Raw genomic sequence first — 18,768 nt, forward strand, 5'->3', positions numbered from 1 at the left:
TTTTTGAACAAGCCATGGCTTATCCACAGGCCGGATCGGTTACCCAATGTTGTTCATGTGGCGGGTACAAACCGGAAGCGCAGCTGCGCACAGTGACAGAGCCATGACAAGTGCTTGTCACATAACGAAAAAAGCGGCATGTCCACAGAAGAGGGCAACCCTTATCTACTACTACTAATTTGAATAAGAAGAATAAGAAGACAGGGAAAGGGAAAGCTGCGCGCGAAAAAAAAGCCGCAAACGGCCGCGCCGGTCAACAGCGCCTTTGAACAAAACCAGTCCTCCCGGTCCACTCCCCTCGGTAACATTCGTGGATGAGCTTCAAACCCCGGATCCTGATTGCCGAAGACGAATCAGGCATCGCCGACACGCTGCAGTACGTCCTCAAGAGCGACGGATTCATTCCGGTCTGGTGCGCCACGGCCGAAGAAGCCATCGCCCAGTTCGCGCAGGAACCCCCGGCGCTGGCCATCCTGGACATCGGATTGCCCGATCTCAATGGTTTCGAGCTCTTCAAGCGCCTCCAGGCGCTCAACCAGTCCATGGGCGGCCCGGAGGTGCCCATGGTGTTCCTGACGGCCCGCAGCGACGAAATAGACCGCGTGGTGGGCCTCGAACTGGGCGCGGACGACTACATCGCCAAGCCGTTTTCGCCGCGCGAACTCGTCGCCCGCGTGCGGACCATCCTGCGGCGCAGCGCCAGAAACGGCGCAGGAGCCTCCACAGCGGGCGCGGCTCCAAACCATGGGATACCCCATCAAATCCAGGCCCAGACGCCTCCAGCGAGCTCACAGGCACCCGCACTGCCCTTTTCGCTCGACAACGAGCGCATGCAGATTCGTTATTACGGACGCCTGCTGGAACTCTCCCGTTACGAATACGGGTTGCTCAGACTGCTGGTGCAACGGCCCGGCCGCGTCTTCACGCGCGACGAACTGCTCGAACTTGTCTGGGACGATTCCAGCGACAGCTTCGACCGGACGGTCGACGCGCACATCAAGACCCTGCGCGCCAAGCTCAAGACAATCGCGCCGGAAGTGGAGCCGATCCGCACGCTGCGCGGCACCGGCTACGCACTGAACGAAGAACTGCCCGCCAAGGCGTCGTGACCCGGCGCACGCGGATCTTCATCGGCATCCTGCTGATCTACACGGCGGGCATCGCCTTCCTGCTGTACCGCGTCGTTTCCGACATCGACCCGCGCTACCGCGAGTCGGCCGAGGAATCGCTGGTCGAAACCTCGCAGCTCGTGGCCAGCCTGGTCGAGCAGGACGTGATCGCCGGTGCCATCAACACGGCGCGGCTCGAGCCTCTGTTCCGAACGGTCTACGCGCGCGAGTTCTCCGCCCAGATCTACAACCTGCACAAAAGCCGTGTCGAACTGCGCGTGTACGTCACCGACCGCAACGGCCGTGTGATGTTCGATTCGCTCGGCAGGCATCTCGGTGCCGACTATTCGCAGTGGGCCGACGTGAGCCGCACGCTCGCCGGTCTTTACGGCGCGCGCACCTCGCGCGATGTCGACGGCGACCCGCGCACTTCGGTCATGTACGTGGGCGCACCGATCCGCTGGAACAACGAGATCGTCGGCATGGTCAGCGTGGGCAAGCCGGTGCAGAGCTTCGGCCAGTTCGTGGAAGACGCCCGCGTGCGAACCATCTGGGTGGGCGTCGGCTCGGCACTCGCGTTGCTGCTGCTCACGCTCATCGTCTCGATCTGGCTGGTGCGGCCCTTCGGCCTGATCCGCGACTACTGGGCTTGGGTGCGCGCGCAGCGCAGCCTGAGCCTCGTGCGCATGGCGCGGCGCGCAGTCGACGGCGTACGCACCGGTTTCAGCGAAATGCGCGATGCCCTCACCGGCCGCAACTACGTGGCCGACTACGTGCAGACCTTCACGCACGAAGTGAAAAGCCCGCTCTCGGCCATCCGCGGCGCGGCCGAGCTGCTGCAGGAGCCGTCGATGCCGCATGCCGAGCGCGAACGATTCCTGAAGAACATCGAACGCGAGACGCAACGCATCCAGGAAATCGTCGACCGCATGATGGAGCTCACCGCGCTCGAGACGCGGCGCACGCTGGACCGCACAGAACCGGTGGCGCTGGCTTCGCTGATCGAGGACATCGCCGCCAGCGCACAACCCGCGGCAGCCAAGCGCAACATCAAGCTGCTCGTGAACATCCGAGACGATGCCCGCGCCGAAGGCGACCCCTTCCTCCTGCGCCGCGCCATCAGCAACCTGCTCGACAACGCCATCGATTTCTCACCGCGCGACAGCGAAGTTCTGCTCACGCTGGAAACGACGTCGAAGCTGGCCCGCGTGAGCGTGCGCGACCACGGCCCGGGCATTCCGGAATACGCGCAGGAAAAAGTCTTCGAGAAGTTCTATTCGCTCGCCAGGCCGCACAGCCAGAAGAAGAGCACGGGGCTGGGGCTGGCGTTCGTGAAGGAGATCGCGGCATTGCACCGCGGCCGGATCGATCTGGGCAACGCGTCGCGCGGTGGCGCCGTGGCGACGCTCACGCTGCCGTTGTTGTCACATCACTGAGGGCGGCCGATCAGCGCGCAATAGGCGCTGCGAGTTTCCGGACTCACAGCCCCGAGCGCCTGCAGGTACTGCGTCTGGTGCTGCCCGATCATGCGAGCCGACGCCACCGTCTTCGAGCGGCAATACCAGTGGCAGGTGTGCTGCATCAGGAACAGCTCGGCCGACATGGTGAAGGCTTTCGATTTAGGCGTGCGTCCGGCTTCGTTGCGCATCACGCCGGCAACGCCGCGTGCGTGGATGAGCAGGGCCTGGCGCACATCGAAGGTCGAACCCGGAAAGAATTGTGTGAACAGCGGAATGGCCACCGGCAGCTTGCTCACGCGCGTGGCGGGTTCGGGCATGCGCGAGAACTCGGCGGCGAAGCTGTCGAACTGGGCGGAGAGCTTTTCCTCGGTGGCGTCGAGCAGGTGCCAGATCTGCTGGCGGCGCTCGGCGTCGTCTTCGCCGAGGCAGCGCATGTAGCCGGAGGTGAGGCTCTCCATGAGCCTTTCGATCTGGTAGCGGCCAAGGTGGCTGGCCAGCAGCGCGATGCGCATGCGCTGTTCCCTGGACTTGAGGATGTAGAAGCCAGCGGCAAAGAGTGCCACCAGAGTAAGAATTTCCATGGATGCGTGGAGAAGAAAAAGAGAAGGCGGGAAGCAGCACCGAGTGTAGGCACCGCGACCCGCCTTCTCTTTTCAGCTTTGCGACTTACCGGAAGAAATCGAGGATCCTGTTGCGTTCTTCCGGTACTGGCGGCGCTCCGATGGGCGCACCCGTGAGTTCTTCGGCCGGCGGTGGCGGCGCTTCGCTTTCCAGGCCCAGGCTCGCTACGTTGTGGCCCGGCGTGAAGTCGTCGAAGTACCACTCGCCGTCGACGTTCACCACGCCAGGCGGTTCCGCGGGCTGCGTCACCGGCACGCCCTGCAGCGCGGTCTGCATGTAGCCGATCCAGATCGGCAGGCTCAGGCTGCCGCCGGTTTCACCGCGCACGCCGAGCTGGCGCGGTGTGTCGTAGCCGATCCACGCGATGCCGACCATGGTCGGCTGGAAGCCCGCGAACCAGGTGTCGAATGAGTCGTTGGTGGTGCCGGTCTTACCGTAGAGGTCGTCGCGCTTCAGGGCCTGGTGCGCCTTGAAGCCGGTGCCGTTCTTCACCACGCTCTGCAGCAGCGAATCCATGACGAAGGCGTTGCGCTGCGGAATCGCGCGGCGCGCTTCGTCGAGCACAGGCGGCTCGGTTTCCATGATGACCTTGTCCCTCATGTCGGTGACGCGCGTGACCAGGTACGGATTGACGCGGTAGCCGCCATTGGCGAACACCGAATAGCCCACCGCCATCTGCATCGGCGTGACCGAGCCGGCGCCCAGGCCCATCGGCAGGTTGGCAGGATGCTTGTCCTTGTCGAAGCCGAACTTGGTGATCCAATCTTGCGCATAGGGCGCGCCGATCGACTCCAGCACGCGCAGCGTGACGAGGTTCTTCGACTTCATCAGCGCGGTGCGCAGCGGCATCGGGCCTTCGTAGGTGCCTTCGAAGTTCTTCGGCTCCCACGGCTGGCCGCCGTTGGCGCTGGCGTCGAAGTACAGCGGCGCGTCGTTCACCACGGTTGCGGGCGTGAAGCCTTTTTCGAGCGCGGCCGAGTAGATGAAGGGCTTGAAGCTCGAACCCGGCTGGCGCCAGGCCTGTGTCACGTGATTGAACTTGTTCTTGCCGAAATCGAAACCGCCGACCAGTGCCTTGATGGCACCGCTGCGCGGATCCATGCCGATGAAGGCGCCTTCGACCTCGGGCAGCTGCGTGATCTCCCAGGTGTTCTTCGGCGTCTTCGCCACGCGGATGACCGCGCCGCGGCGGATCTTGATGTTCGGTGGTGCCTTCGCAGCGAGGCCCGACTGCGCGGGCTTCAGGCCATCGCCCGTGATCTGGATGGTTTCGCCGTTCGCGCGCACGGCGCTGATTTCCTTCGCGTTCGCGTCGAGCACCACGGCCGCGACCACATCGCCGTTGTCGGGGTGTTCGGCCAGTGCATCGTCCACGGCTTCGTCGATTTCCTTCTGCTCGGTCGGCAGGTCGACGAACCTCTCGGGGCCGCGGTAGGGCTGGCGGCGCTCGTAGTCCATGATGCCCTTGCGCAGCGACCTGTAGGCAGCTGCCTGGTCGGCCGCCACGAGCGAGGTATAGACCTTCATGCCGCTGGTGTAGATGCTGTCGCCGTACTGCGCGTACATCATCTGACGCACCGTCTCGGCCACGTACTCGGCATGCAGGCGGTTCGGATCGGCGGCGTCGCGCAGGTGCAGTTCTTCCTTCTTGGCTTCTGCAGCCTGGTCGGCGGTGATGAAGCCGGTTTCCTGCATGCGGTCGATCACGTAGAGCTGGCGCGCCCGCGCGCGGCGCGGGTTGGCCACGGGGTTGTTGGCACCGGGCGCCTTCGGCAGGCCGGCCAGCATTGCGGCTTCGGCGATGGTGACGTTCTGCAGCGGCTTGCCGAAATAGGTTTCGGCCGCGGCCGCAAAGCCGTAGGCGCGATTGCCGAGGTAGATCTGGTTCAGGTAGATCTCGAGGATCTGGTCCTTGGTGAGCTGCCGTTCGAGCCGCAGCGCCAGCAGGATCTCGTAGGTCTTGCGGCTCATCGTCCGCTCCGAGCTCAGGTATACATTGCGCGCAACCTGCATCGTGATGGTCGACGCGCCCTGCTTGCGGCCGCCCTTCAGGCTGGCCACCGCTGCGCGCAGGAAGCCCTTGTAGTCCACACCGCCGTGGTCGTAGAAGCGCGCGTCTTCCACAGCCAGTACCGCGTCTTTCATGACCTTCGGAATGTTGGCGAAGGGCGTGAGGTTGCGGCGCTCTTCACCGAACTCGCCGATCAGCTGGCCTTCGGTCGAGTACACGCGCAGCGGCAGCTTGGGCCGGTAGTCGGAGAGCTCCGACACATCGGGCAGCTTCGGATAGATGGCGACCACCGCGACGATGGCGGCAACCAGCACCACGAGCGCGCCGGAGCCGACCGCGATGGCGCCCCAGCCGGCAATGCGCTTCCATGGCGCGCGGGGTTCGTTGGACGCCGCAGTGCCGTCGTCGGAAGGTTTGGAGCTTGAGCGTTTGAACATAAGAGTTGGCTGCTTACTGGCTAGCGAAAGGATTGGAGCCGCCGCGCGCTGCTGCGTTCCTGCATCGGGAGGTCGAGCGTGCCTTGCCGCGCAGCCTGCAGCGCGCAATGCATGGCATCGAAATACTTGTCGTGGTCGAAGGCGATCAGCAACAGGTCCACGCCTGCGCCGAGGGCGCGAACGGTGGCATCGCAAAGACCGCGGTTATAGGCTGCGCCCATCGTGAGATCGTCGGTGACGAGCAGGCCCTGGTAGCCCCATTCGCCTCGAATCACCCGCTGCACGATTTTGCGCGAGAAAGAGACCGGATATTCGGCGTCGAACTCTACAAGGATGACATGGCCGAGCATGATCGCGGCATCCGAATGTTTCGACACGTCTTGAAACGGCTTCCAGTCGTGCGCCGCGAGTTGGGCGACAGGCGTGCGCAGTTCGGCGGCGAAATGATGGGTGTCCTCGGCCACGCCGCCCAGGCCGGGAAAGTGCTTGAGCGTGCCGCGAACGCCTGCGGATTCAAGGCCCAGCTCGTAAGCGAGCGCCACCTGCGCAGTGATGGCGGGGTCGGCCGAGATCGCGCGTTCGTCGATGCGGGTGTGGAAGTCCCAGCGGCCCGGTGCGCGGCCGGGGCGCAGGTCGACCACCGGGCTGAAATTGAGCGTGATGCCAAGAGCCGCGAGCGCCTTGCCCTGTTGCGCGCCGTAGGCATGGGCGCGTTGTGTGAGCTCGTTGTCGGGCACATCGGCGTCGAGTAGCGAGGCGAGTGCAGGCTGGCGTTCGACCAGTGGCGAGAGACGCGAAACCGAGCCGCCTTCCTGGTCGGTTGCGACGATCAGCGGTGGCAGGCCGGCTTCGCGGCGCAATGCCTGCAGGCCCTCGATTTCATCGCGCAGTTCAGCGGCCGTTCGGCCCTTTACATTGCGGCCGGTTACGAAGATTCCGCCGATCAGCCCCTTCCTGGCCAGCTCTCGCAGGTTTTTCGCATCGTCGTACCCGACGACGAAATGCGCGCCCAACGCCTGTGCGAGCGGGCCCTCCGATTCATTCACTTCGGCCCGGTGCTGGTGCGAGGCTGCCTCGTTGCACAGGGCAGTCAGCAAGGCCGCGAATGCCAGGCCCAGAGCGACCGGGCGCAAGTTGCCCCGTGCAAACCGCCAGGCGATTGCGATGCCGGCCACCAGCATCGCCAACAGCAGAGGCAGTTCCCACGCGCGCATGAAGCGCAGATGCGGGTCCTTCAGGTGCCAGGCCCAGAACCACAGTGTGGCCAGGGCCAGCCAGCCCGATGCACTCGCGATGACCCGCAGCAGTCTCATGCCGCCTGCGCTTCCGGTGCCGGTTCCACGCGCCGCGAGAGCGCATACCAGTCGACCTTGCGCGTGACGAGCATCAGCGTGGCCAGCATGCCGAAGATCAGCAGCGCACCGAGCAGCAGCGCGTTGCTTTCGGAAGCCAGCAGGCCGTAGAGCGCGCCATAGAGCAGCGCCACGAAGGCGCCGAAGGACAGGCCGCGCCGCCAGCCTCCCAGCACCGCGCTGAAGTACACGGCCAGCAGCGCGACGCTCGCCGTGGCGGCACCCGCATACGCCATCCAGAACGCGAACTTCTCCGACAGCGCGAGCAGCAGCAAGAAGAACAGCGCGATCGACAAGCCGACCAGGCCGTACTGGATCGGATGCAGGCGCAACTTGCGGAACAGCTCGAACATGAAGGCGGCCATCAGCACGAGCCCGATGAACAGCGCCCCGTATTTGCCGGCGCGCGTGCTCATCGAATACACGTTGATGGGCTGCGCGAGAGACACGTCGAAGGTCTGCAGCGGACCTATGTTCTGGCGTGCCTGGGTGGTGGCGGCTTCAGCGGCGTTGCCGCGACCCGAGAGACCCGCGCGTACCTGCTCGCGCGCCGAAGTCACGAGCGACGACACACGCCAGTGCGCGTCGAAGCCCTGCGGCGTCACGCTGCGCTCGGCCGCGAGAAAGCGACCGCCGAAGCTGGGGTGTGCCCAGGGCGAGGTCAGGTGCGCGGTCGTTTCCTCGGCGATGGGCGCGATGGAGAGCGTGTCCTGCCCGACCAGGCCGAGCTTCATTTCAAACGCGATCGGTGTGCTGGCTTGCCATGCACTGAGCGCTGCACCGGTGAGCGGCGCGTGGATGCCGTCTGCAAACCATGCACCGTCGGCCAGGCCCGGCACGCGTTGCTTGAAGCGCAGTGTCTCGCTGCCCACCGTCATCGCGGGCGAGCCGTCGAGGCCACGAAGGTCGCTCACGTTGAAAGCAATGAAGGGAGCCTTGAATTCGATGCTCGAATCGGACTCGCTGTGCGGCACAGCCTTCGGGTCGAAGGCCGTGAAGCCACCAGTGAGCGCGGCGTTGAGCGTGTAGAACGGAATCTTGAAGATGCCGCGGTAACGCTCCTGCGGCGCCATCGTGCCTTCGATGTGCAGCTTGTCAGGGAACACCACATGGGCCATTTCCTTGCTGCGCGGCTCCTGGCCGATCACTTTTCCCTGTGCGTCGCGCAGCGGCTCCATCCAGCGCTCCACATACGGCACCAGCAGCAGCGGCCCGACCATCGTCTGGCGGCCTGCATAGGTGGCAGCGAGCTCGTCGGCTGCTTCGCGCTGGCTCTCGCCGCGGGCGCGGTTGATCGAGTCGATCTCCCCCAGCGGAATGCACAGGAGCAACAGCAGGAAGAACAGGCCGGCGACCTTGGCCAGCACCGAGCTCTGAAGGGCCTTCAACAACTGAAGCATTTTTTCTCTCCTCGTCTGTAGCGAAGCCGCGATGCTCGCCGCGCGATCCGAAGGCCGTGTGAAGCGTGCGCGCCGCTTCGCTTCACACAGACTTCACAGAGCCGGGCTCGGGTGTTTTCGACTTCAAGAAGCCTTCCAACTGCCTTCTCGCGTGGTGCCGACAGTTGCGGCTGTGCAAGTTCGCACGGACAAGGACCCCCGCCATGGATGCCCACATCACCACCCCACGTCCCGGCCGCTGGCTCTGGCTCGCCACCGTGAGCCTGGCGACTGCGGGCTTCATTGCCATGGGCGTGCGCCCGGCGCATGCGCAGGAAGCGCCAGCCGGCCCGCGCCTGAAGACCGAAAGCCCGTATTTCTTCGTGAAGAGCGACGACCCCTCGGTCGACCGCCTGCCGTTGAAGGGCACCGAGGTCTCGGTGAAGATCTCGGGCGTGATCGCCGACGTGACGGTCACGCAGACCTACCGCAACGAAGGCCGGCGCGCCATCGAAGCGAAGTACGTTTTCCCCGGCTCGACCAAGGCTGCCGTGAGCGGCCTCAACGTGCGCCTGGCCGACCGGCTCATCACCGCGCAGATCCGCGAGAAGCAGCAGGCGCAGATCGAATACGACACAGCCAAGAAGGAAGGCAAGACTGCCGCGCTGCTCGAGCAGCACCTGCCCAATGTGTTCCAGATGAACGTCGCCAACATCCTGCCCGGTGACGACGTGAAGGTGGAGCTGCGCTACACCGAACTGCTGGTGCCGCAGTCGGGCAATTACCAGTTCGTGTTTCCGACCGTGGTCGGGCCGCGCTACAACTCGCCGCAATCGGAGAACGCGCAGGCCAAGTGGGTCGCGCAGCCCACGCTGCCCGCTGGCGTGGCGCCGAGCACGAGCTTCAAGCTCAAGGCCAGTATCGACACGCCGATGGGCATCAAGGAAATCCGCTCGGCCACGCACACCATCGACGTGAAGAAGAGCGACGAAGACCAGCACGCCGACATCACGCTCAAGGCCGACGGTCGCCCCGCTGACAACCGCGACTTCGTGCTCGACTACCGCCTGGCGGGCGAAAAAATCGAATCGGGCCTGATGCTCTACAAGGGCCAAGGCGAGAGCGCGGAGAACTTCTTCCTCGCGATGGTCGAGCCGCCCAAGGCCGTGGCCGCCAGCGCCATCTCGCCGCGCGACTACATCTTCGTGGTGGACATCTCGGGCTCGATGCACGGCTTTCCGCTCGACACCGCGAAGACGGTGCTCGAACGCCTGATCGGCGGGCTGCGCCCCAGCGACACCTTCAACGTGCTGCTGTTCTCGGGCAGCAACAAGATGCTCTCGCCCAAGTCGGTGCCGGCCACGCGCGCCAACATCGAACAGGCGCTCGCCACCATCCAGAACTACAGCGGCAGCGGCAGCACCGAACTCATTCCCGCGCTCAAGCGCGCATACGCCGAGCCCAAGGAAGAGAACGTATCGCGCAGTGTCGTGGTGGTGACCGACGGCTACGTGACGGTCGAGCGCGAAGCCTTCGAACTGGTGCGCAACAACCTCTCGAAGGCCAATGTGTTCGCCTTCGGTATTGGTTCGTCGGTCAACCGCAGCCTGATGGAAGGCATTGCACGCGCCGGCATGGGCGAGCCCTTCATCATTACCGACCCGGTGCAGGCGCCTGAGCAGGCCGCGCGCTTTCGCCGCATGGTCGAGTCGCCGGTGCTCACCAGCGTGAAGGCCACTTTCGGCGGGCTCGATGTGTACGAGGTGGAACCGCAGGCCCTGCCCGACGTCCTCGGCGAGCGCCCGGTGATCGTGTTCGGCAAATGGCGTGGCGAAGCCAAGGGCCGCGTGATCATCGAAGGCCAGAGCGCCAGCGGCCCGTACCGCCAGGAAGTTCGCATCGACGACCGCACCCGCCAGGACACCGCCGCGCTGCGCACGCTGTGGGCCCGCCACCGCATCCAGAGCCTGAGCGACCAGGAAACGCTGGAAGGCGGCACGGCCTTCAAGGAACGCATCACCGAGCTCGGCCTGAAGTACAGCCTGCTCACGCAGTACACGAGCTTCATCGCCGTCGACAAGGTGGTGCGCAACGTGGCGCCGCAAGACAGCGTGGGCGTGAACCAGCCGCTGCCGATGCCGCAGGGCGTGAGCAATCTCGCGCTGGGCGCCGAAGTGCCGAGCACGCCCGAACCCGAATCGCTGGGCGCCATCGCCGTGGTGCTGTCGATGCTCGCGATGCTGCGCCGCCGTGCGCGCCGCAGCGACGCGCGTCGTTTCACTGCCTGAACAAAAGCAAAAGAGAGAGAAGAAAAATGTCTTTGGCAACGCTCGCCCACCGCCACCCGCGCATCGTGGACTGGGGCATCCACATCGACCGCACGCCGGCTGCCGGCTGGCTCGGGCTGCAGTTTCTCGCGCTGATGCCGACCTGGGTCTGGATGGTGCAGCGCATGCGCGACGGCTCCGACGATCCGATGGGCCTTCTGGCGCTGGTTGCCCTCGCGGCGCTGACCTGGAGCCGCCGGCATGAACTGCGCGCCTCGCCGCGGCTGGGCTGGCTCGCGCTGGCCGGCGCTGGCACCGTGCTCGCGACGCTGCTGCGCACGGGGCTCGGCTTCATGCCCGCGCTGCCGCCGCTCGCGGCCGGGCTGGTGGCCGTGCTGGCGCTGGCTTGCGGGCTGCTGGCTTTTCTGCCGCGCCGCGTGGCGGCGTTTCCGGTGGCCGGCCTTGCGGTGCTCGCGCTGCCGCTGCTGTCGTCGCTGCAGTTCTACGCCGGCTATCCGCTGCGGGTGCTGACGGCCGAAGTCAGCCGCTGGCTGCTGGCGCCGGGCTTCGACGTGGCGCGCGAGGGCACGAGCCTGATGATCGATGGCCGCCTTGTGATCGTCGATGCGCCCTGCTCGGGCGTGCAGATGGTGTGGCTCGGCTACTTCACGGCCTGCGCCGTCGCGCTGTGGGCACGCCGCAGCGACCGCGCCTTCATGCGACGCCTGCCGATGGTCGGCCTCTTCGTGCTGGCCGGGAACATCGTGCGCAACAGCGTGCTGATCGCCTTCGAAGGCGCTGGCCATCCGCTTGCGCCGTGGGCACACAACGCGCTGGGCCTGCTGGTGCTGGCCGTGGTGTGCGGCGCCATCGCCCGCCTCATGGTGCCGGCGCAGTCCGAACCCCAAGCTGCCGAACACCCCATTCCAGGCCTGATCACCACCCAAGGAAGCCGCCATGTCGACACCGTTCTTTGAACGTTGGTTTGCAAACCATTTCATCAACCGCATCGGCCACAAGACAGCCTTTGCGCTGGCGATGGTGCTGTGCGTGCTGTGGTCGGCAACCGCGGCCATGCGCGCACCAGCCGAACCGGTTGCTGCCGTGATGTCGCACGAATGGCCTAGCGAGTGGGATGGCGTTCCGTTGCGCCCGCTGGCCCTGAGCGACGTGGAGCAGCGCTTTGCCGATCGCTTCCCCGGCGCCATCGGCCGCATGACCGACGGCACGCAGACCCTGGTGATGCGCGAGGTGGCGCAGCCCACGCGCATGCTGCACCCGGCGACGGACTGCTACCGCGCGCTGGGCTACCGCATCGAACAGGCGCGCCTGGAACGCGATGCGCAGGAGCGCATGTGGCGCTGTTTTGTTGCGCAACGGCACGGCGCGCAAAAAATCCGCGTTTGCGAGCGCATCGTCGATGCCCGGGGCACTGCTTTCACAGACACTTCAAGCTGGTACTGGGCAGCGGCCAGCGGCCAATCCCATGGGCCGTGGCAAGCTGTCACGGTGGCAAAACCGATCTGACGATCCGAGAACGTGCCTTGAAGAAGATCCTGCGATTCGTGCTCTATGGCCTGCTGGCCTTGGTCATTACAGCGTGTGTAGCTATCTTTTTGATAGTCAAGCTGGCGCTCGCGCCGGCTGCGGGTGAGTGGAGCACCACGGTGAAGACGGGCCCGCTGAATTTCGAGATCGGCATTCCGACCGCAGTGCGCGTGGCCACCTCCTCGTGGTTCGCGCCCTACCTCGACGGGCGCTCGCTCGACACCAGCTTCGGCACCGTGCGCTTCGCCTGGAAGCCGGCCGGCGAGCTGCTCGAGATGCAGTGCGCGCCTTGCAGTGCAGAGGTGCCGGCGCTCGGCACCCAGCCGATCCGGGTCGAGCGCCTGGTCGCCACCGTGAAGCGCGACGGCAACACGCTCAACGGCACCTTCGAGGCCACGCCCCAAGGCACAGACACCACCCGGCTGCAAGGCAACTGGGACGGCAGGCTCGCGCCGAAGAACATTCACCTGAACGCAAGCGTGCAGGACGCACCTATCGCACGCTGGTACGCGGTGCTGGTGCCTACCCTGCCCGAACTGCAGCGCGCACGCATCGGCGGCACGCTGGCGCTGCGCGGCCAGCTCGTGCTGCCCGAGGCCACCTTCGCCGTGCAACCCGTCATCAGCCAGTTCACCGTCGAGGGGCTGGGCACCGAGGCCATGCTCAACGCGCGCACCAGTTGCGGCCCCTCGGCCAAGCTCGCCAACGACAGCTGGCTGGCGCGCGCCGTCATCGCCGCAGAAGACCAGCGCTTCTTCACCCACAGCGGCTACGACCTGACCGAGATCCTCGCGTCGATCGACAACAACCAGAAGCCCGGCCAGATCCGGCGCGGCGGCAGCACGCTCACGCAGCAGCTGGCCAAGCTGCTGGTGACGGGCAGCGACCGCACGGCCGAGCGCAAGCTGCGCGAGCTGCTCTACGCGGTCGAGATGGAGCAGACGCTGGGCAAGGCCCGCATCCTGCAGCTGTACCTGGACAACGCGCCCTGGGGCGGCAACATCTGCGGCGCCGAGGCCGCGGCGCGCCGCTACTTCAAGCGCAGCGCACGCACGCTCGAACCGGCGCAGGCCGTGTGGCTCGCCGCCATGCTGCACAAGCCGCAGGCCGTGCTCGAGCAATGGCGGCGCGACGGCCACATCGACGCCGACCGCATCAAGTGGGTTGCCGAGGGCATCCGCGGGATCAGCCGGAACCAGCGCGAAGCGCTGCTCAAGGGCGTGGCCGCGGCGAAGTTCACGGCGCCGGAGGCCACGCCATGAACACCATGACACTGAACGTCACCGACATCGAAGCCATCGAGCGCGCCACCATCGCGGCCGTGTCGCCCGACCTGACCGAGGAGCTCGACGGCTGGCTGCTGCCCTTTGCCGGCGGCACCGTGAAGCGCGCCAGATCGGCCGTGCCGCTGCACCGCAGTGCGGTCGATCACTCAACGCTCGACCGCATCGAAGACCGCTACGACAGCCGCCAGGTCGTGCCCGCGCTGCGGCTGGCCGACGCGCCCTGCTTCGACGGGCTGCGCGCCGAGCTGGAGCGGCGGCACTACATCGGCGACAGCCCCACCTGCGTGCAGATCGGGTCGGTGCAGCGCATGCGGCAGGTGGTCGCGCCGGGCGACGCATTGGCCGATGTCGACCGCGCGCCCGACGACGCGTGGTCGGCGCTGTTCCTCGGCGAGGGCTTCGATCCGGTGGACGGCGCCCATCGCGTGCGGATGCTTTCGCGGGCCAAGGGCACGCTCTATGCCAGCGTGCGCGAAGGCGGCCGCACACTGGCGGCCGGCGCAATGGCGTTCGGCCACGGCTGGGCCAGCGTGCACGGCATGCGCACCGACCAGGCGCAACGCGGGCGCGGCCTTGCGGGGCGCGTGCTCGCCGGGCTGGCGCAGGCCGCATCGGCGCGCGGCTTCGAGCGGGTCTTCCTGCAGGTCGACGCACACAACCACCCGGCGCTATCGCTCTACCGCCGGGCCGGCTTCGAGACGCATTGGAAGTACAACTACTGGCAGCGCCAGCAGTGGCCTTGACGGGGCGGGTGGCGCGGCGGGCGCGTTAGTGCCACCATGGACGCATGATGAATGCCAACCACCACGCCAACCACCCCACCGATCCCGTCGCCACGCCGCGCGGCATCGACCACATCGTGGCCGGTGTTTCCACCAGCGACGGCGACGGCGTGAAACTCACCCGCGTGCTGCAGCAGCCCCTGCAGAAGCGGCTAGACCCGTACCTGATGCTCGATGCCTTCGGCAGCGACAACCCGGGCGACTACATCGGTGGCTTTCCCAACCATCCGCACCGCGGCTTCGAGACCGTCACGTACATGATTGCGGGCCGCATGCGCCACCGCGACAGCGAAGGCCACGAAGGGCTGCTCGAGAACGGCGGCGTGCAGTGGATGACCGCCGGCCGCGGCCTCGTGCACAGCGAGCTGCCCGAGCAGGAAGAAGGCCTGATGGAGGGCTTTCAGCTGTGGCTCAACCTGCCTGCCAAAGACAAGATGCGCGAGCCCTGGTATCGCGACGTCCAGAGCGAAGAGATTCCCGAGTTCACCACCACCGGCGGCGCCCACGTGCGCGTGATTGCTGGCGCAAGCCACGGCATCGAGGGTGCGGTGCGGCGCGAGCACACCGAGCCGCTGTACCTCGACATCACGCTGCCGCCGGGCGCCGAGTTCGCACAGCCGCTGCCGGACGATCACAACGCGCTGGTCTACGTGTTCCGCGAATCGCTGTGGATCGCGGGCAGCGAAATTCCGACGCGGCGCATGGCGATCCTGGCCAACGACGCGGGCAGCGACGGCGTGGTGCTGCGCGCCGGCGCAACCAACCACAGCCCGGCGCGCGCGCTGCTCATCGCCGGCAAGCCGCTGCACGAACCCATCGTGCAATACGGGCCCTTCGTGATGAACACGCAGGAGCAGGTCAAGCAAGCCGTGCACGATTTCCAGAACGGCAAGCTGGGCTGAGCCTGTTCACCCCCGAAGCGACTGTGGCCGGCCAATCGAGGCAATAAGTCACGCCATGCGTTGTGCCCACGGTCGCGGTTCATCATTCTTTACGCAAGCTCACGCAGGGCTAACTGGCGCGACACAGAGCTCTTCCACACTTCGTCTCACCTGCTGCCCATCGGTGGCGGGCTTCTTCGAAAGGAAGCAACTCTCATGATTTCTCTTCGCCAACGCATCGTCTGGGCCAGCCTGCTGGGTTCGGCCGCCCTCGCCTCTTCGGGCGCCTTTGCTCAAGCGCCGGCCGCTGCTCCCTCCGCACCCGCCGCCGCGGTGGCCCAGGCCGACAGCGCCGCCGCGCCCAAGGCGCAGCACAAGCGCATGGACCCCGCCAAGCGCATGGAGCGCATGCAGGAGCACCGCGCCAAGCGTCTTGCCGCCCTGAAGGAAAAGCTCAAGCTCACTTCGGCACAGGAAGGCGCATGGAGCTCCTTCACCACCGCGACGCAGCCGCCCGCCGGCCCGCGCCCGCACCTGGACCGCGCCGAGTTCGCCAAGCTGACCACGCCGGAGCGCCTGGAACGCATGCAGACCCGCCAGGCCGAGCGCAGCGCGATGTTTGCCAAGCGTGCCGACGCCACGAAGACCTTCTATGCCGCGCTGACGCCCGAGCAGCAGAAGACCTTCGACGCCGAGACCGCGCACTTCGGCGGCCCCCGTGGCCACGATGGCCATCGCGGTCATGACGGCCACCGCGGTGCGCCGGCGCCCGCCAAGAGCTGACCCCCACCCGCGACGCGCCGGTGACGGCGCTGTCGAAGAAAAAGCCCGCAACGCTTTCGCGCTGCGGGCTTTTTCATTGACGGGCGGCCTTGCCGACTAATCCGGCGTGCCGGTGCCGGCCTTGTCCGTCGGGTTGGTCACCACGTTCGGGCGCTCGCCCTTCTGGCCGAACTGCGGCTTGACCTTGCGCCCCGTCTGGCTGACTTCAGCGCGCGACATCTCGCCGGTCGGCTGCGGCATGGCGTTCGGCTGGTGGTTGATCATGGTCGTTGCCTCGCCCTTGGGCACCATCGTGGTGGCGTTGCTGCGGTTCTGAGCGCGGGCCTCGGCCCTCACCGCTTCGCGCGATGCGGGCATCGAGTTGTCGGGGCGCTGCGGCGGGTTGGCGACGCCGGCCGGCGTCATGGTGCTGGCTTCGCCGCCCGCCGATGGATCGGGCTGGGCGGGAATGGACGTGGTCTGGGCCAGGGCGATGCCTGCCGTGCCCAGCAGCGCGGCGAGAACCGTGGCGCGAAAAGTGACTTGCTTCATGGCTTGCTCCTTGTGGCTTGTATCGGTATCGGTGGATGAAAACGCGGGCTGCTTTTCTCGAGCCCTGAATTCACCGTAGGAGCGGTGAAATCCCCGTCGTGTGGGGGTGCGGCAGGCCTGCCTGTAGGAGCCGGCCGCCATGGGGAGCCCGCCGCCACGCAGCGAAAGGGGCGAATGGGTCCGAAGAAGGTGGCGCGTTCCTACAGTCAGCGCGCGCGGGGCCACGTACAACCCGCACAACGATGTCTTCTTCGCCCATTCCCGACGCCGCGGCGGCCACGCCGGTCTTGCCGACCTCGCTCAAGGTCATGACGGTGAATACCCACAAGGGCTTCACCGCGCTCAATCGCAAATTCATCCTGCCCGAGTTGCGCGATGCCGTGCGCACCGTGGGGGCCGACGTCGTGTTCCTGCAGGAGGTGCTGGGCACCCACTCGCGCCATTCGCGCAGGGTGAACAACTGGCCGGAGGCGCCGCACTACGAATTTCTGGCCGACACCATGTGGCCGCAGTTCGCCTACGGGCGCAACGCGGTGTACCCGAAAGGCCACCACGGCAACGCGGTGCTCTCGAAATTTCCGATCGTGCATTTCCGCAATCACGACGTGTCGGTGAGCGGCCCAGAGAAGCGCGGCCTGCTGCACTGCGTGCTGCGGCTGCCGGGCCGCGTCGTCGACGTGCATGTGATCTGCGCGCACCTCGGGCTGGCCGAGGCGCACCGGGAGCAGCAACTGGAACTGCTGTGCCACATCGTGCGCGACGAGGTGCCGTCCGATGCGCCGTTGATCGTGGCGGGCGACTTCAACGACTGGCGCGGCCGCGCGCACGACATCCTGGAAAAAGGCGCCGCGTTGCGCGAGGTGTTCGTGCACGCCCACGGCCGCGCGGCCAGGACCTTTCCGGCGCGTTTCCCGGTGCTGCAGCTGGACCGCATCTACGTGCGCAATGCCGGCGTGCACGCGCCCGTGGTGCTGCCGCGCCGGCCGTGGTCGCACCTGTCGGACCACGCCCCGCTGGTGGCGGACATCGACCTGTGAGCGGGCAAGACATGAGCAACAACAACAACCGCTGGATCGGCGGCAACCGCATCGAGCTGCTGGAGAACGGCGAGGAGTTCTTCCCGCGCGTGTTCGACGCCATCCGGCAGGCGCAGCGCGAGGTGATCATCGAGACCTTCATCCTGTTCGAGGACAAGGTGGGCATGCAGCTGCATGCCGCCATGCGCGAAGCGGCGCAGCGCGGCGTGAAGATCGATGTGCTGATCGACGGCTTCGGCTCACCCGATCTCTCGCGGGAGTTCATCGAAGGCCTGACATCGGCCGGCGTGAAGGTGCGTGTGTTCGACCCGGGGCAGCGCTTCATGGGCCAGCGGCTCAACGTGTTTCGCCGCATGCACCGCAAGATCGTGGTGATCGACGGCGCGCGCGCCTTCGTCGGCGGCATCAACTATTCGGCGGACCACCTGCTCGACTTCGGCCCCAAGGCCAAGCAGGACTATGCGGTCGAACTCGCGGGGCCGATCGTGGCGGAGATCCATCAGTTCGTGCTGCGCGCCATCGCGCTCGGCGGCAAGGGCGCGGGTTGGTTCCGCCGCAGGCTGAAGCAGGCGCCGCGCGCCGGGCAAGTGCACGCCGGCGAGGCCGAAGCCATGTTCGTCACACGCGACAACCGGCGCCACACCAACGACATCGAGCGCCACTATCGCGCCGCGATCCGGACGGCGCGCGAGCGCATCGTGATCGCCAATGCGTATTTCTTTCCGGGCTACCGCTTCATCAAGGAGCTGCGGCGCGCGGCGCGGCGCGGCGTGGACGTGCGGCTCATCCTGCAGGGCGAGCCCGACATGCCGATCGTGAAGACCGCCGCGAGCATGCTGTACCACCACCTGCTGCACGCCGGCGTGCGCATCTACGAATACTGCGACCGCCCGCTGCACGGCAAGGTCGCGCTCATGGACGACAAGTGGAGCACCGTGGGCTCGAGCAACCTCGACCCGCTGAGCCTGTCGCTCAACCTGGAAGCCAACGTGATCGTGCGCGACGAAGCCTTCAACAAGGTGCTGTGGGAGCGCATGGACCAGCTGATGCAGCACAGCTGCAAGCAGGTGGAGGCGGCCGACCTCGCCAGCGAATGGAGCGGCTGGCGGCTGGTGCGCAGCTTCTTCGTCTTCCACATCCTGCGCTGGTATCCGGCCCTGCTGGGCCGCCTGCCGCGCCACGTGCCGCGCCTGACGCCGGCCGAGGCCACCGACCTTGCGAGCCGGCGCGACACCGGGCGCAGCAATCCGGCCGGCGGTGCTACGCAGACGGAAACCGCCTGAG

General features: G+C 66.5%; 16 protein-coding genes. 11 read left to right on the plus strand and 5 right to left on the minus strand.

Annotated elements, in window-relative coordinates:
* Positions 1 to 314 precede the first annotated feature (314 nt).
* Positions 315 to 1,109 carry a two-component system response regulator CreB gene (gene creB, locus AC07O3_RS31345; RefSeq protein WP_495341192.1) on the plus strand — a complete coding sequence of 265 codons (795 nt, stop codon included), beginning with the start codon at positions 315 to 317 and terminating at the stop codon, positions 1,107 to 1,109.
* Entirely contained in the window at positions 1,106 to 2,545 is a 1,440-nt protein-coding gene (gene creC / locus AC07O3_RS31350) for a two-component system sensor histidine kinase CreC (protein WP_097197539.1), read from the plus strand. The genes creB and creC overlap by 4 nt, the downstream gene beginning before the upstream one ends.
* Here creC and AC07O3_RS31355 read toward each other — a convergent pair.
* The 4 genes from AC07O3_RS31355 to creD form a co-directional block, all read right to left on the minus strand.
* Positions 2,539 to 3,150 carry a hypothetical protein gene (locus AC07O3_RS31355; protein ID WP_093057128.1) on the minus strand — a complete coding sequence of 204 codons (612 nt, stop codon included), beginning with the start codon at positions 3,148 to 3,150 and terminating at the stop codon, positions 2,539 to 2,541. The genes creC and AC07O3_RS31355 overlap by 7 nt on opposite strands.
* An 85-nt stretch (positions 3,151 to 3,235) precedes the next feature.
* Positions 3,236 to 5,638 carry a penicillin-binding protein 1A gene (locus AC07O3_RS31360; protein WP_495341193.1) on the minus strand — a complete coding sequence of 801 codons (2,403 nt, stop codon included), beginning with the start codon at positions 5,636 to 5,638 and terminating at the stop codon, positions 3,236 to 3,238.
* Positions 5,639 to 5,658: 20 nt separating this feature from the next.
* The gene (locus AC07O3_RS31365; RefSeq protein WP_495341194.1) at positions 5,659 to 6,852 is read right to left on the minus strand and encodes a glycoside hydrolase family 3 N-terminal domain-containing protein; all 1,194 of its coding nucleotides are present in this window, start codon (positions 6,850 to 6,852) and stop codon (positions 5,659 to 5,661) included.
* Positions 6,853 to 6,947: 95 nt separating this feature from the next.
* Entirely contained in the window at positions 6,948 to 8,390 is a 1,443-nt protein-coding gene (creD, locus tag AC07O3_RS31370) for a cell envelope integrity protein CreD (protein WP_093174666.1), read from the minus strand.
* A 203-nt stretch (positions 8,391 to 8,593) separates the two neighbouring features.
* On the opposite strand from creD, the gene AC07O3_RS31375 reads away from it, so the two are divergent.
* From AC07O3_RS31375 to AC07O3_RS31405, 7 genes are all read left to right on the plus strand, one after another.
* On the plus strand, positions 8,594 to 10,657 hold the full coding sequence (locus AC07O3_RS31375; protein WP_495341195.1) for a VIT and vWA domain-containing protein: 2,064 nt from the start codon (positions 8,594 to 8,596) through the stop codon (positions 10,655 to 10,657).
* Between the two features lie 26 nt (positions 10,658 to 10,683).
* Positions 10,684 to 11,613, plus strand: a complete 930-nt coding sequence (gene xrtQ / locus AC07O3_RS31380) for an exosortase Q (RefSeq protein WP_495341196.1) — start codon at positions 10,684 to 10,686, stop codon at positions 11,611 to 11,613.
* Positions 11,594 to 12,163, plus strand: a complete 570-nt coding sequence (locus AC07O3_RS31385) for a hypothetical protein (protein ID WP_093057134.1) — start codon at positions 11,594 to 11,596, stop codon at positions 12,161 to 12,163. The genes xrtQ and AC07O3_RS31385 overlap by 20 nt, the downstream gene beginning before the upstream one ends.
* A 17-nt stretch (positions 12,164 to 12,180) precedes the next feature.
* Positions 12,181 to 13,446 carry a biosynthetic peptidoglycan transglycosylase gene (locus tag AC07O3_RS31390; RefSeq protein WP_093076463.1) on the plus strand — a complete coding sequence of 422 codons (1,266 nt, stop codon included), beginning with the start codon at positions 12,181 to 12,183 and terminating at the stop codon, positions 13,444 to 13,446.
* On the plus strand, positions 13,443 to 14,213 hold the full coding sequence (locus AC07O3_RS31395) for a GNAT family N-acetyltransferase (protein WP_093174656.1): 771 nt from the start codon (positions 13,443 to 13,445) through the stop codon (positions 14,211 to 14,213). Before AC07O3_RS31390 ends, AC07O3_RS31395 begins: the two co-directional genes overlap by 4 nt.
* Before the next feature lie 44 nt (positions 14,214 to 14,257).
* Positions 14,258 to 15,154, plus strand: coding sequence for a pirin family protein (locus AC07O3_RS31400; protein ID WP_093057137.1), 897 nt, complete (start codon positions 14,258 to 14,260; stop codon positions 15,152 to 15,154).
* Between the two features lie 195 nt (positions 15,155 to 15,349).
* Positions 15,350 to 15,916, plus strand: a complete 567-nt coding sequence (locus AC07O3_RS31405) for a Spy/CpxP family protein refolding chaperone (RefSeq protein WP_495341197.1) — start codon at positions 15,350 to 15,352, stop codon at positions 15,914 to 15,916.
* 96 nt (positions 15,917 to 16,012) lie between these two features.
* Here AC07O3_RS31405 and AC07O3_RS31410 read toward each other — a convergent pair whose 3' ends face one another.
* Positions 16,013 to 16,447: a serine/threonine protein kinase gene (locus AC07O3_RS31410; RefSeq protein ID WP_489016174.1), complete on the minus strand. Its 435-nt coding sequence runs from the start codon at positions 16,445 to 16,447 to the stop codon at positions 16,013 to 16,015.
* A 242-nt stretch (positions 16,448 to 16,689) separates the two neighbouring features.
* On the opposite strand from AC07O3_RS31410, the gene AC07O3_RS31415 reads away from it, so the two are divergent.
* Both AC07O3_RS31415 and clsB read left to right on the plus strand, forming a co-directional pair.
* A complete protein-coding gene (locus AC07O3_RS31415; RefSeq protein ID WP_093057140.1) occupies positions 16,690 to 17,484 on the plus strand; it encodes an endonuclease/exonuclease/phosphatase family protein in 795 nt (264 codons plus the stop codon).
* A gap of 11 nt (positions 17,485 to 17,495) precedes the next feature.
* Positions 17,496 to 18,767: a cardiolipin synthase ClsB gene (gene clsB, locus AC07O3_RS31420; RefSeq protein ID WP_495341198.1), complete on the plus strand. Its 1,272-nt coding sequence runs from the start codon at positions 17,496 to 17,498 to the stop codon at positions 18,765 to 18,767.
* Position 18,768 lies beyond the last annotated feature (1 nt).

It is taken from the genome of Variovorax sp. GW821-FHT09D05 (assembly GCF_059416325.1).